Consider the following 11398-nt stretch of genomic DNA (forward strand, 5'->3'; position numbering starts at 1 on the left):
GACGGCGGCAGGCGGACGAGACATCCGCGCTGCCGTGCCGTGCGCCGCGCACCTCACGGCGAGATGATGACCTTTAGCGCATGCGAGTTCGCGGCGTCGCCGAACGTCCGGTACGCGTCGAGAATTTCGGCAAGCGAGAAGTGGTGGGTGATCAGCACGCCGGGAGAAAGGCGTCCCGATTGCACGGTCTTGAGCAACATCGGCGTCGCCGCCGTGTCGACCAACCGGGTCGTGATGCTGATGTTCCTGTCCCACAGCGATTCGAGGTGTAAATCGACCTTGCTGCCGTGCACCCCGACATTCGCGATGACGCCCCCGGCGGCGACGATCGCCTGGCATAGCTCGAACGTCGCCGGCACGCCGACGGCTTCGATGGCCGTATCGACGCCGCGCCCGCCGGTCAGGTTGCGGATGGTCTCCTCGGCGGCTTGCCCGGGCGACAGCACCGTCGTGGCGCCCAGTCGCGTTGCCACTTCCAGCCGCGAGGCATCCGGATCGACGACGATCAGTTGGGCGGGCGTGAAGAACTGCGCGGTCAACAGCGCCGCAAGGCCGATCGGACCTGCGCCGACAATCGCCACACTGTCGCCCGGTTTGACTTTGCCGTTGAGCACGCCGCACTCGAATCCGGTCGGCAGAATATCGCTGAGCATGACCAGCGCTTCGTCATCGATGCCGACAGGCGCATGGTAAAGACTGGTGTCGGCATGTGGCGTGCGGACATATTCGGCTTGTGTGCCGTCGATCCGATTGCCGAGAATCCAGCCTCCGGCGGCGCAATGCGAATACATGCCACGGCGGCAAGCCTCGCACTTCCCGCATGAGGAGATGCAGGAAATCAGCACCCGATCGCCCGGCTTGAACGCGCTCACCGCTGCGCCTGTCTTGACGACCTCGCCCACGCCTTCATGCCCCAGGATTCTCCCGGGCTCCACCGTCGGCACGTCCCCCTTGAGAATATGCAGATCGGTACCGCATATCGTCGTCTTGGAAACGCGGACGATGGCATCGGTCGGCGCGATCAACTCGGGTATGGGTCTGTCCTCCAGCGCGATTTGCCGTGGACCGTGAAATACCAGCGCTTTCATATGCAATCTCCATTTCGCATGGCGTCAGTGCGACATCAGCACCGGCACCGTCATGGTTTCGAGTAGCGTGCGCGTCACCCCCCCGAGCACCCATTCCTGCATTCGCGAATGGCCGTAGCCGCCCATCACAATCAGGTCGATGTTCATGTCGGCTGCGCGCGAGAGCAAATCCTCGCCCACAGCGATGTCGTTGGCGCCGCGCTCGGGCGTCACTCGCACATTGACGCCATGACGGGCAAAGAACATCGCGATATCGAGCCCCGGGATCGGCCCAAGGGCGTCCGGTTTGCCACCTCGACTGACGTGCATCACATGGACGGTCTTCGCCGCCTGCAAGAAGGGCATGGCGTCGGCGGCGGCGCGCGCCGATTCGCGCCCGCCGTCCCAGGCGAGCAGAATGTTATTGAACGCACGCGGTACCTTGCCCGCATACGGCAGGATCAGGACTGGCCGGCCAGCGGCGAGCACGACCGACTCGACGAACCCCATGGCCGGTATCGTTTCGGGGTTGCTTTGGTCTTCCTGGCCGACGATCACCAGATCCGCATAGCGCGCATGGGTTTGCATCTCGCGAATCGTGTCGAACCGGGGTGCCAGCCATTCGGGGCTGACCGCCTGACGGCGACAGATCTCCATGAACATCTGCTCCGCCTGCTCAAGTCGCCTGGCGTCGCTCTCCGGCGATGACGGTGGCGGTACCCCCATGCCCCCAATATCGGTGACGTCGGAAAACAGTGGCATGTGGAACGGCAGGTAGATGCCCGTGAGGTGGGCCGGTAGCCGACAGGCAAAGTCCACGGCAAGCTCGACGCGTGCGCGGGATTGCTGACTGTTATCGACGTGTACAAGCAGCGTCCGGTAGGTCATGGTGACTCTCCAATGGGGGCGATCACCTTGTACTCTAGTTCGACGCCGCCCCCCCTCCGTTGACGCGGATCAAGGCCTGACTTGACGCCGCCGCCGATTTTTCGTCCGCGATCCGGGGTTTTGCGCTCGTCATGCGCGATGCCTTACGGATTGATTAGGATGGGAAAATTGCGCCAGCAGTGCTACAAAGACGAAATCCTCGGCATGAGAACCGACAGGGGCAACGTACATGGCCAAGTTGACGTTTCGTGGGGCAATACGATCGCTTTCGCAGCAGATCGATGGCATCACCCTCGCCCTGCTGTGTTCGATCTGCCTCGCGCTTGCGGCATGGAACTGGGTCGCCGTACGCACCACGATGCAGGCCAACGTCGACGCGCGATTCGACTTGCGCACAACAGCCGCGACGGACAAGCTCGCGATCGCCCTCTCCGCTTATCGCGACACCTTGCATAGCGCGCTCGACCGGCTGGCGATGGCGCCTCGCCCCGACGAAAATGCCTGGGGAGCGTATGCGCAAAACATGCGGGTGGCGGAGCGACTGCCGGGTCTGGTGAGCTTCGCCCGGTGTCAGCGCACGGGCGACACCATCGAGCGCGTCGTCGCCTACGCCATCGGCGATGACACGGTGTTCGGCCCGAGCGGTTCGATGGCACTGCCAAGTGGTACAAAAACAACGGGAAACCTTTTCACGCGGACATCGCCGTCGACGGGACGCGCGTATTGGATTTTCCTGTCCGACACCAGCCGCCCGTCGGTATGCGCCTACGCCGTGGCGGATATCGACGCGCTCGTACACGTTGCCATCGGGCCGCTTCTCCATGACATTGCGTTGACCGTCAGTACCCGGGACGGCGCGAACCCACCCACCCCCATCTTCGACAGCCTCTATCCTCGGGCGCCCGGCGAGCCCCGCCCCCCCGCTGACTACCAAACGCAGGCGAGTCTGCCGTACGGGGAAAAACCCGCACTGTTTCTCACCTTCACCGCGTCCAATGAATTTGCCTCGCTGCGCGGGGCCGGCGTGGCCAATTGGGCCCTCGGTCTGGGGCTGTTCATGACGGCGGTGACGACGTTCGCCTGGGCCCTCGCCTTGCTGGCGCGACGTCGCGCGCAACGGCTCAGCGAACGCGACGCGGGGGACAAGCGACGCTCCGAAAGCCGTCTTTTCAGTGTGATCCAATCCGTGCGCGAGGCCATCATCACCATCGACGATCAGCAACGGATTCAGATCTTCAATCCGACGGCGGAAAGCGTGTTCCGATGCAGCGCCATGGAAGCGATCGGCGAGCCGCTCGCGCGGTTCATCCCGGCGCGGTTTCGGGAGGCGCATTATCAGCATATCGAGCGTTTTGGCATGACCGGCGTGTCGGAGCGCCTGATGGGGCGAGGCCGGCCGCTCTGGGGATTGCGCTCGGACGGCGAGGAGTTTCCGATGGAGGCGTCGATTTCGCAAAGCGCCGACGCGGCCGGCAAGTTCTATACGGTGGTGTTGCGTGACGTGACCGAACAACGGCAAATTGCGAACGCGCTGCAAACGTCTCGCACTGAACTCGAAAAGCTCAATGCCCGTCTCGAAGCGGTTCGGGAGGAAGAGAAGCTACGGGTCGCCCGGGAGTTGCACGACGACCTGGGCCAACGGCTCACTGCCTTGAAAATGGACACGGCGCTGCTCAAGCGCGCCCTGGGCGATCAGGCCCCCGTCAGCGGCGATGTCAAAAGAATCGAGCAATCCATCGACGGTATGGTCGCCGCAGTGCGCCAAATGGCCGCCGACCTGCGCCCCCCGATGCTCGATGATTTGGGGCTCGGTCCCGCGATCGAGTGGTACACCCGGGACTTTGCACGCCGGTATGGCGTGGCCGTCGATTTTACGGAGGCCCACAGTCTGCCCCCGATTCCCGCCCCGGTCGCGACGGCGCTGTTCCGGATTGTTCAGGAGTCCCTCAACAACGTCGCGAAACACGCCAGGGCGACGTCGGTCACGATCGAATTGTCGTGCGACCGGGAATGCCGGCTTCGAATTTCCGACAACGGTCGCGGTCTGCCGCCAACGCGCCCGAAATCCGATTCGCTCGGCTTCATCAGCATGCGCGAGCGGGCGCGCTTGCTGGGCGGCACGCTGGAAGTCCGCAGCCCATCCGAGGGCGGAACGGTTGTCACCACCGTGATTCCGCTGGAGACGTCGGCACCGGCGCACTCGCGCGACGCCTGAATCCGGCTATGGCGCGCGAATCTGGAGTACCGCGGCACCTGAAAAGGCGCCGCTACGAAGATCGCTCAAGGCGACGTTCGCCTGTTCGAGCGGGTAGATTTTCGTCGTGACGTGCAACGGGATTCGTTCGGCGAGCGCCAGAAACGCCAGCCCGTCGTCCCGCGTCAGATTGGCGACCGATCTGACCTGCCGCTCACCCCAAATCAGCCGGTAGGGGAACGCGGGGATATCACTCATGTGGATGCCAGCGCACACGACGGTGCCGCCCCGATCCACAGCCGCAAGGGCTTGCGGGACAAGATCGCCGACCGGAGCAAAGAGGATCGCCGCATCCAGACATCGTGGTGCCGGCGCGTCGCTCGCGCCCGCCCAGCAAGCCCCGTTGGCCAACGCAAAAGCCATCGCCGCTTCGTCGCCGGGGCGTGTGAAGGCATAGACTTCCCGCGATTGGGCTTGGGCGATCTGGGCAATCAGATGGGCGGCGGCACCGAAGCCGTACAGGCCGATCCGTCGTGCATCGCCCGCCATGCTCAGCGACCGGTAGCCGATCAACCCGGCACACAACAGCGGCGCGGCGGTGGCGTCGTCATAGCGCGCTGGCAGCTTGAAGGTGAAGCGGGCTTCGGCCACCGCGTATTCCGCATAACCGCCGTTAAGCGTATATCCAGTGAAACGTGCGGCCTCGCATAGGTTTTCCCGATGACTCTGGCAAAACCGGCATTGGCCGCATGTCGCGCCTAGCCAAGGCACGCCGACCCGATCCCCGATCTCCAGTCCGCGAACCTCTGCTCCCAGCGCCGCCACCGTCCCGACAATCTCGTGCCCAGGGATGATCGCGTCGGGCACGTCCGGCAGGTCACCGTCCACGACGTGGAGGTCGGTGCGACACACGCCGCACACGCTCACGCGCACCAAGACCTGCGTGGGCCCTGCGACAGGAATCGGGATATCCACGAGCGCGAGCGTGCCGTCCCGCTTCGACAACTGCATTGCTCGCATACGTGCGTGCCAAGGAAACGGGGGGGGGAAGACGCGGCTAATGCGACAGGGCTGCCATCTCGCCCAGGCGCTTGGTATCGAGCAGCGTGATTTCGCGTTGCCTGACGCGCAGCGCATTCTGCGCCTGCATGCGCGAGAGCATTCGACTGACCGTTTCCAACTGCAGGCCGAGGTAGCTGCCGATCTCTTCGCGCGTCATGCGCAGCAGGAACGAACTGGGAGAGTACCCGCGTGCGGCGAGCCGCGCCGAGACGTCCAGCAGGAAGCTGGCCAATCTGGCTTCGCCGCGCGCGGTGCCCAGGCGCAATAACTGGTTCTGCTCTCGCACAATGCCTGCCGCGATCAACCGATGCATCTGCCGCATGATCATGGGCACTTGTCCCGCAACGGCTTCCAGATCCGCGAATTTAATCGCGCAGACCTGGCTATCCTCCAGCGCTACCGCTTCCGACACCTGCCGGCCACTGGCGATGGCGCCCAGCCCAAGCAGCTCCCCGCCCATCATGTACCCCGTGACTTGTTCCCGGCCGTCCGGATGCATGATGACCGTTTTGAACGAGCCCGCACGCACGGCGTACAGATGTTCGAGAGGGTCACCCGGTCGAAACAGCACTTCACCGCGGCGAACGGTACGACGCACCCGGGTCACGCCGTCCAGGCCGCGAGCAGATGCATCGGAAAGGCCTTCCGGCAGGCAGAGCTGACGCAGGAGGCAGGTGCTGCACCGGGGCACACCGTCATCGATATCGTTGAATGCCCGATGCACGCGAATGCTCTGTGCGTAAGCCTCGGGGGCGGGATCGAGCGGGCGGAAGGAAGCATACATGGCGGACTCCGGCGGACTGGCCTGTGCAATCGACGCCTTCAGTATCGGAGACGGACACCGGAAAGAAAATAAGCGCGCGACGCGATCTTTTGTCAGCCGTGATGGCGCTCTGTAGGCCGTGGCTGACAGACCGCGCTGTAAAACCGCCCGGTCAGAGGCTGTCCCGTAACAAATTGTGCTTGATCGCGTAATGGACCAGATCGGTCTGGCTCCTGAGGTCGAGCTTCTGCAACACGCGAGCCTTGTAGGTGCTCACGGTCTTGGCGCTCACGCACAGGGTATCGCCAATATCGCTCACGCTCAGACCCCGTGCCAGCATCAGGAACACATCGAATTCCCGGTCGGACAGGCGCCGATAGCCCGGCGTATCGCCAGCGGCGCTTGCCAGATCCTGTGCGATCCGCTCGGCCATCGCCAGGCTCAGATACACGCCACCGGCAACGACTTTCCTGACGGCGAGCACCAGCTCGGACGGCGCGCTTTCCTTCGTCATATAACCGGCGGCGCCCGCTTTAAGCGCGCGTACGGCGTACTGTTCTTCGCCGTGCATGGTAAGCACGAGAATCGCCAGCCGAGGAAACGAAGCCTTGATCTGCACGATCAAGTCGATGCCGCTACGTCCGGGCATCGAGAGATCCAGCAGCAGCACATCGCAGGGGGTCTGCTCGAGGAGCGCCATCGCTTGTGCGCCATTCGCGGCCTCACCCACAATCTCCAGATTCTCGCTGCCGGCCAGGATGCGCTGCAACCCGGCCCTGACCAACGTGTGATCGTCCGCTACGATAATGCGAGTCATGCCCCGTCCCCTGTGTCGCGTACTGGATTCGGAGGTATCGCCTTCGCGATACGCGCGGGTGTATGAGATAGCATATCCATCCGACCAATTCTACACGCGTGGGCCGTTCGCGATCATTTCGCGTCATGCCGAGCGTCTGCGACCGCGCCGACCGCCACCGACGAACACTCACGCCGCCGCACTGCCCGCGTCGGCCGCAGCCGGGGGAATGAGGATGACGGGACGCTGCGCCTGTCTCGCGCAGTTCTCCGCCACACTCCCCAACGCCAAACGTTGAACCCCGCGTCGGCCGTGCGTGCCGATGACGATCACATCGGCCTGGTCTTCATCGGCCGCCACGTTGATCTGGTGCGCGACATCGCCCCCGAGCGGCAGGAGTTCCCGTATCTCGACGTCACCGTCAACGCCCTCCCCCTTGAGCCGTTGGGTGGCCGTATCGCGAATCGCTTTGCCCTGTAGCCGCATCGCTTCGATAAAGGGAAACGGATCGGCATCGGCCACGTAGGCCACCGGGATGTCCACGACAAACACGACGTGCAGGTGCGCGCCACGCGCCTTGGCGAGCGCCAGCGCATAGTCAAACGCCTTATCGGCCGTGGGGCTGCCGTCGATGGCGACCAGGATACGTTTCAACATGATTTCACCCCTGATCGGTGGCGGTTGCCGCCGTGGACGGGCCTTGCGGCGATGGGGCGGGCCCGGTCACCAACATGACAGGCCGATGCGTTTGGCGAAGCACTTGCTCGGCAACGCTGCCCATCAAGAGCCGCCGCACGCCCTTGCGCCCGTGCGTGCCGAGCACCAGGAGATCGGCGTGCCACCGCTCGGCTTCCCGAATGATGGCGTCGGCAACCGTGCCGCCCCAGGCGCGCAGATCGATGGAGCGCGTGTCGGCCTGGATCCCTTCTTCACGCAGTGTCTTGTAGGTATCGCTCAACGTCTGCTGGTTCTCTGAAATCAAGGCGTCGCGGACCGCTTCCAGATCGATATGAGAGGCGAACGCCGCCTGATAGTGGGCGAAAGGATCGTCGATCACACTGACCGCCCGAACGACGTCGTCGGGCATCGCGAATCGGATGGCTTCATGCAGGGCGCGCCAAGACGTCTCGCTACCGTCCGTGGCAAGCAGGATTCGATGAGGCATTGCGTCGTCCTCACTAAGGTCAATGGGTGAACTCGACGACAGGTCGGGGCACAGCGAGCGCGAAAAACGCGGTAGCAGCGAAGTTCGCGCGCGGGCCGAGTCAACCGTCTGCCATCGTGACGATTACACGGTAGCGGCAGTTAAGCGAGCGATGGGCGAACGCGAACATGGTCCTTGATACACATCAACGTCCACGGCCACGTCGCGGGCTGATCCGGCACCGGCGGACTATCCTGCCAATACCGGGCGCCATGTGGCTTCCCGGACATCGTGCGAGGTGTTTTCATGCAGTTGCGCTTCCTGGGGGCCGCCGGCACCGTGACCGGTTCCAAGACCCTGCTTTCGGCCGCCGGCAGGCAAATTCTGATCGACTGCGGCGCCTTTCAGGGTGTGAAGAATTTGCGCGCTCGCAACTGGGCGGCGCCCGCGTTCGACGTCCAGCGCCTCGACGCCGTGGTGCTCACGCACGCCCATATCGACCATAGCGGTTACCTGCCGGTGCTCGCGCGTTATGGCTACAAAGGTCCGGTCTACTGCACATCCGCAACGCGCGATTTATGCGAGATTCTGCTGCTCGACAGTGCGCGACTCGAGGAAGAACAGGCGGCGTTCGTGAACCGTCACGGAAAATCCAAGCATCAGCCTGCCCTCCCGCTGTTTACCGCTGAAGACGCACACCGCGCGATCGCGCTGCTCAAGCCGCTGCCATTCGATACGCCGTTTCAAGTGTCCCCCGAGATCACGCTGCACTTCTGGCATGCCGGCCATATTCTGGGCGCGGCGATGGCGCAGTTCAATGTCGGTGGCCGGAAGCTGCTGTTTTCGGGCGATCTGGGACGGCAGGACGATCCGATCATGCTGCCCCCGGCAGTTCCCGAGTCACCGGATTTCCTGGTGCTGGAGTCGACGTATGGGGATCGGCTGCACGACCGGACCGATCCCGGTGCGCAACTGGCGGAAATCCTGAACCGAACGTTCGCCCGGGGTGGCACCGTGATCGTGCCGGCGTTTGCCGTCGGTCGTGTGCAGAGCCTGCTTTACTGGATTGCGAAGCAGAAGGCGTCCGGTGGCATTCCGGACGTGCCGGTCTATCTCGATAGCCCCATGGCGATCAATGTCACGAACACTTACGCGGCGCACCGGACCGATCACCGGCTGAACCCGGTCGAATGCGCGGAGATGTGTGGCGCGGCGACGTTCGTCTCCGGTGTGGAGCAGTCGAAATGGCTCGATACCCGCGCCGTCCCCTTGGTCATCATTGCGGGGAGCGGCATGGCCACTGGCGGGCGTGTGCTGCACCACCTCAAGGCGATGGCAGGCGACTGGCGCAACACCGTGCTCTTTACCGGCTTCCAGGCGCCCGGCACCCGCGGCGCGACGCTGGTCAGCGGCGGCAGCGAGGTCAAGATCTTCGGTGATTACGTTCATGTGGGTGCCGAAGTCGTGCAGCTCGACACGCTGTCCGCTCATGCCGACTTCAACGAGACGCTCGCCTGGCTTTCGAAATTCGACAAACCGGTCCGGCACATCTTTCTCAATCATGGCGAGCCAGCCGCGTCAGACAGCCTGCGCCGGCGGATTGCGGAGCGCCTTGGCTGGCCTTGCCATGTCGTGGAACCGATGGAACAGGCTTACCTGGAGGGAGACGAAGCCATTCCTGGCCACACCCCCACCGCGACCGGCGAGTCCGACGAACGCCACCGCCGCCCGCGCGCATCCGAGGAGTTGGGTCATGAAGATTGAGTTTCCGCACGTCGCGCCGGCCTATAACGGCGACGACCTGACGATCGAGTTCGCGGCCGATCTTAACCACAAGCGTGTGCTGTGTGCCATCTCCGCCGAGGCGCTGGAGGATCACTTTGGCGCGAAATCGTGCAACGTCGACGATCTGATGGCCGCATTCCGAGCGAACCGACCGGCCATCGAGAAGATGACCGAGCGCTATCTCGGGCTCTGCCTCGGCGCGCCGGTCTTGTTGCGCAGCGGCCATTTTCGCTGGGGCATGGAGTGCCCGCCATCTCGGGATGGCTAGCGTGCCCGAGTCATGCTCGCACGCGCGAGGACTTCGCGCACCTATGCCACCCTGCGTCAGGGAACGAGTACGATCTTGGACCCAATCTTCCGGCGCGCCATCTCGAATCCCTCGATCGCTTGCGCGAGCGGTAGCCGGTGCGTGACCATCGGCACCAGCGAGGCATGATTCGCGATAAGGAAGTCGCGCACCTCTTGCCAGGTCGCGCGTGACGCACGGTAGGTCCCACGAATCTGATGGCGCATCCGGACCAGCTTCGCGCCGTCGAAGCTGATCGGCTTGCCGTGAATCCCGCACACCACAAATACGCCCGACGGACGTAGCACGTCGAGACCCGCCTGCACCGCTGCGCCAACGCCCGTCGCTTCGATCACGACGTCGTATTCGCTGCCGCCCAACGTCGCGCGCATGGCGCCTTCTTGCGCCCCCTCGAGATCCAGTGTCGCGTCGATGCCGAGCGCGCGGGCCGTTGCGAGGCGTTCGGCGTCGTTATGTCCGACGATCGCCACCTGCGCGCCACGGGCCTTCGCCAGCACCGCGATCGCCTGACCGATCGTCCCGGGGCCCATCACCAGCACGCGGTCGCCTGCACGCACTTCCGCCGTCTTGATCGCCGACAGCCCAATGGACAGGGGCTCCGCGAGCGATGCGACACCCGCATCGATCTCCGCCGGAAACGTCAGGCAATTCGCGGCCGGCACCCGTACGCGCGGCGCAAAGGCACCGTCGCGCAACATGCCAATGCCACGGCGGTCGCGGCAATCATCGAGGCGACCGGCGACGCAGTGCTCGCAGACGCCGCATTCGACCGAGGGGATGACGAAGACGGCATCGTCGACGCGCAGCGTGTGGACGTCGGCACCGAGCGTTGCGATGCGGCCGGCGAATTCGTGGCCTAACGTCACCGGGAGCGCGCCTCGCAGGAAATCGTAGCCACCCGACCAGTCGTAGATGTGAACGTCGCTGCCGCAGATTCCAGCGGCAGTCACGTCGACAATGACCTCTTGCGCGCTTGGCTGTTCGGGTTCGGGAACATCGCGCCACTCGAGACCGAAGGCGGCGCTCGCTTTTTGCAGGGCTTTCATTGAGGAACTCCGGAAAACATCGTTCGTTGTCACTGCCGACGGCGCGTCAGCGGGCACGGCGTAGCGAGTCGTCGACATCTGCGTGACCAATCGCAAAAATCAGCGAATACACGTCGACGCTGGGGGGCTGCGAGACCGACAGCGCGTCGTTCACCAAGGCACGAATCGCCGAGCTCAAGGTGCCGGCGGCCTGCAGGTCTTCCGTCTCGACAAGCAGGACGTGCGTAGGCGTCTCGGACGCGGTCCAGCGAGCGAACGCATTCGGCTGCGCGGCGAAGACCGCCCCCAGGTGGGCGGCGACCGCGCCGTCGAGCGCGGCGCAGGCGGTAATCAACTCGGCTACGGC

At 64.2% G+C, this 11398-nt stretch carries 12 protein-coding genes and 1 pseudogene; 3 read left to right on the forward strand and 10 right to left on the reverse strand.

What is annotated here, in order from left to right; genetic code table 11:
* Positions 1 to 53: 53 nt before the first annotated feature.
* A complete protein-coding gene (locus tag BGP02_RS12030) occupies positions 54 to 1088 on the reverse strand; it encodes a zinc-dependent alcohol dehydrogenase family protein (protein ID WP_286798591.1) in 1035 nt (344 codons plus the stop codon).
* A 24-nt stretch (positions 1089 to 1112) separates the two neighbouring features.
* Complete coding sequence (locus BGP02_RS12035) at positions 1113 to 1955, reverse strand: universal stress protein (RefSeq protein WP_268567819.1); 843 nt, start codon at positions 1953 to 1955, stop codon at positions 1113 to 1115.
* A gap of 229 nt (positions 1956 to 2184) precedes the next feature.
* Here BGP02_RS12035 and BGP02_RS12040 point away from each other — a divergent pair, with 229 nt between their 5' ends.
* Complete coding sequence (locus BGP02_RS12040; protein ID WP_286798592.1) at positions 2185 to 4170, forward strand: PAS domain-containing sensor histidine kinase; 1986 nt, start codon at positions 2185 to 2187, stop codon at positions 4168 to 4170.
* A 6-nt stretch (positions 4171 to 4176) separates the two neighbouring features.
* Here the strand turns inward: BGP02_RS12040 and BGP02_RS12045 are convergent, their stop codons facing one another.
* The 6 genes and pseudogenes from BGP02_RS12045 to BGP02_RS12065 form a co-directional block, all read right to left on the reverse strand.
* Positions 4177 to 5169, reverse strand: a complete 993-nt coding sequence (locus BGP02_RS12045) for a zinc-dependent alcohol dehydrogenase family protein (protein WP_039830436.1) — start codon at positions 5167 to 5169, stop codon at positions 4177 to 4179.
* A gap of 37 nt (positions 5170 to 5206) precedes the next feature.
* Entirely contained in the window at positions 5207 to 5539 is a 333-nt protein-coding gene (locus BGP02_RS22415; RefSeq protein WP_442796488.1) for a helix-turn-helix domain-containing protein, read from the reverse strand.
* A 75-nt stretch (positions 5540 to 5614) separates the two neighbouring features.
* Positions 5615 to 5995 (reverse strand): annotated as a pseudogene (locus tag BGP02_RS22420) (cyclic nucleotide-binding domain-containing protein); the annotation flags it as partial.
* Between the two features lie 151 nt (positions 5996 to 6146).
* Positions 6147 to 6791 (reverse strand): response regulator, encoded by a 645-nt coding sequence (locus BGP02_RS12055; RefSeq protein WP_261938568.1) that lies wholly within the window; start codon positions 6789 to 6791, stop codon positions 6147 to 6149.
* Between the two features lie 168 nt (positions 6792 to 6959).
* Positions 6960 to 7427 carry a universal stress protein gene (locus BGP02_RS12060; protein WP_261938567.1) on the reverse strand — a complete coding sequence of 156 codons (468 nt, stop codon included), beginning with the start codon at positions 7425 to 7427 and terminating at the stop codon, positions 6960 to 6962.
* Positions 7428 to 7431: 4 nt separating this feature from the next.
* Positions 7432 to 7935, reverse strand: a complete 504-nt coding sequence (locus tag BGP02_RS12065) for a universal stress protein (protein WP_017234430.1) — start codon at positions 7933 to 7935, stop codon at positions 7432 to 7434.
* A gap of 285 nt (positions 7936 to 8220) precedes the next feature.
* Here BGP02_RS12065 and BGP02_RS12070 point away from each other — a divergent pair, with 285 nt between their 5' ends.
* Together BGP02_RS12070 and BGP02_RS12075 are read left to right on the forward strand one after the other, a co-directional pair.
* Entirely contained in the window at positions 8221 to 9678 is a 1458-nt protein-coding gene (locus tag BGP02_RS12070) for an MBL fold metallo-hydrolase RNA specificity domain-containing protein (RefSeq protein ID WP_286798593.1), read from the forward strand.
* A complete protein-coding gene (locus BGP02_RS12075; protein ID WP_017234428.1) occupies positions 9668 to 9967 on the forward strand; it encodes a DUF1488 family protein in 300 nt (99 codons plus the stop codon). The genes BGP02_RS12070 and BGP02_RS12075 overlap by 11 nt, the downstream gene beginning before the upstream one ends.
* Before the next feature lie 56 nt (positions 9968 to 10023).
* Here the strand turns inward: BGP02_RS12075 and BGP02_RS12080 are convergent, their stop codons facing one another.
* Both BGP02_RS12080 and BGP02_RS12085 read right to left on the reverse strand, forming a co-directional pair.
* Positions 10024 to 11052 (reverse strand): zinc-dependent alcohol dehydrogenase, encoded by a 1029-nt coding sequence (locus BGP02_RS12080; protein WP_017234427.1) that lies wholly within the window; start codon positions 11050 to 11052, stop codon positions 10024 to 10026.
* A 46-nt stretch (positions 11053 to 11098) separates the two neighbouring features.
* Positions 11099 to 11398 (reverse strand): hypothetical protein (locus BGP02_RS12085; protein ID WP_286798594.1); only part of this gene is annotated, 300 nt, incomplete at its 5' end.

This window comes from Pandoraea sp. 64-18, from assembly GCF_001899225.1.
Taxonomy (GTDB): Bacteria; Pseudomonadota; Gammaproteobacteria; order Burkholderiales; family Burkholderiaceae; genus Pandoraea; species Pandoraea cepalis.

Bases quoted from the DNA above. Each gene is read 5' to 3' on its own strand.
- BGP02_RS12065 (WP_017234430.1), bottom strand. From the start codon at position 7,935: ATGCCTCATCGAATCCTGCTTGCCACGGACGGTAGCGAGACGTCTTGG.
- BGP02_RS12055 (WP_261938568.1), bottom strand. From the start codon at position 6,791: ATGACTCGCATTATCGTAGCGGACGATCACACGTTGGTCAGGGCCGGG.
- BGP02_RS12035 (WP_268567819.1), bottom strand. From the start codon at position 1,955: ATGACCTACCGGACGCTGCTTGTACACGTCGATAACAGTCAGCAATCC.
- BGP02_RS12070 (WP_286798593.1), top strand. From the start codon at position 8,221: ATGCAGTTGCGCTTCCTGGGGGCCGCCGGCACCGTGACCGGTTCCAAG.
- BGP02_RS12080 (WP_017234427.1), bottom strand. From the start codon at position 11,052: ATGAAAGCCCTGCAAAAAGCGAGCGCCGCCTTCGGTCTCGAGTGGCGC.
- BGP02_RS12040 (WP_286798592.1), top strand. From the start codon at position 2,185: ATGGCCAAGTTGACGTTTCGTGGGGCAATACGATCGCTTTCGCAGCAG.
- BGP02_RS22415 (WP_442796488.1), bottom strand. From the start codon at position 5,539: ATGATCATGCGGCAGATGCATCGGTTGATCGCGGCAGGCATTGTGCGA.
- BGP02_RS12075 (WP_017234428.1), top strand. From the start codon at position 9,668: ATGAAGATTGAGTTTCCGCACGTCGCGCCGGCCTATAACGGCGACGAC.
- BGP02_RS12060 (WP_261938567.1), bottom strand. From the start codon at position 7,427: ATGTTGAAACGTATCCTGGTCGCCATCGACGGCAGCCCCACGGCCGAT.
- BGP02_RS12045 (WP_039830436.1), bottom strand. From the start codon at position 5,169: ATGCGAGCAATGCAGTTGTCGAAGCGGGACGGCACGCTCGCGCTCGTG.
- BGP02_RS12030 (WP_286798591.1), bottom strand. From the start codon at position 1,088: ATGAAAGCGCTGGTATTTCACGGTCCACGGCAAATCGCGCTGGAGGAC.